The organism is Bifidobacterium rousetti (assembly GCF_008698235.1).
Taxonomy (GTDB): domain Bacteria; phylum Actinomycetota; class Actinomycetes; order Actinomycetales; family Bifidobacteriaceae; genus Bifidobacterium; species Bifidobacterium rousetti.
In genome coordinates this window covers 1-904 of sequence record NZ_PEBH01000033.1, presented here as the reverse complement: position 1 = coordinate 904, position 904 = coordinate 1, and the positions used below count along the sequence as shown (strand labels likewise).

General features: G+C 55.5%; 1 pseudogene. It reads left to right on the top strand.

Annotation, left to right across the window (positions count from 1 at the left end):
* Positions 1 to 581, top strand: a pseudogene (locus tag CSQ85_RS13480) (hypothetical protein); the annotation flags it as partial.
* Between the last annotated feature and the right edge of the window lie 323 nt (positions 582 to 904).

The following is a 904-nucleotide window of genomic DNA, read 5'->3' as shown; positions in this document are numbered from 1 at the left end:
GGGCTCCCACCACGCTGGTCCGATTCGTCCAGAACGGCGTGGTCTCCAAGGACTACAACTTCCTCGGCGCAACCTACGATCCGAACGGTGGAACGACAGATCAGCCGTCTATTCCATCGAACCCGAATGGGACAGGTAAGCCGTCTCAGCCGTCAATCCCGTCGGAACCGCAGCCGGAGGAAGGTATGCAGCATGTATACCGTCTCTATGACGGTCGGAGCGGCCGGCATTTCTGGACCGCGAGCGTGAATGAACGAGACGCGCTGGTCAGGGGAGGCTGGCGGTATGAGGGGGTCGGATTCGACATGCCCATCAGCGGCAATCCGGTCTATCGGGCATACAACCCCAAATCCGGTGACCACATGTGGACGTTGAGCGCGCGCGAATACCAAGTGGTCACCAGCAATGGTTGGCGGGCCGAGGGGATCGGGTTCTATGCGAACAACGGAACCAATCCCGTGTACCGTCTCTACAACGGTCGTTCCGGCGATCACATGTGGACCAAGAGCGCCAATGAACGCGACGTGCTCGTCAGGGGTGGATGGCGATACGAAGGTGTCGCTTGGACCACCAAGGGCTGAGATACAAGAGAAAACAGTTGAATCCCCTTCATGCGTGGAAACGCTGAAGGGGATTCGCTTATCACAAAAAATCCAGTGGTGACGACAGGAGACAATTAGGTAATGCGTAGAGGATACAGGACATTGGTATTGCTGGGTGGCCTTTCAATCGCACTGGCATCCATGGTGCCGGTAACAGCCCAAGCCGACACGTCCCCATCGACTGATGATTCAGCCATGACGGTTGTAATGCAGTCGAAGTACAGTATCGATGATTTGAAGAATATCGTGCCGTTCTATGAGTATTACAGCGGTCCGAACATGGACAAGATCTACCATTTCGA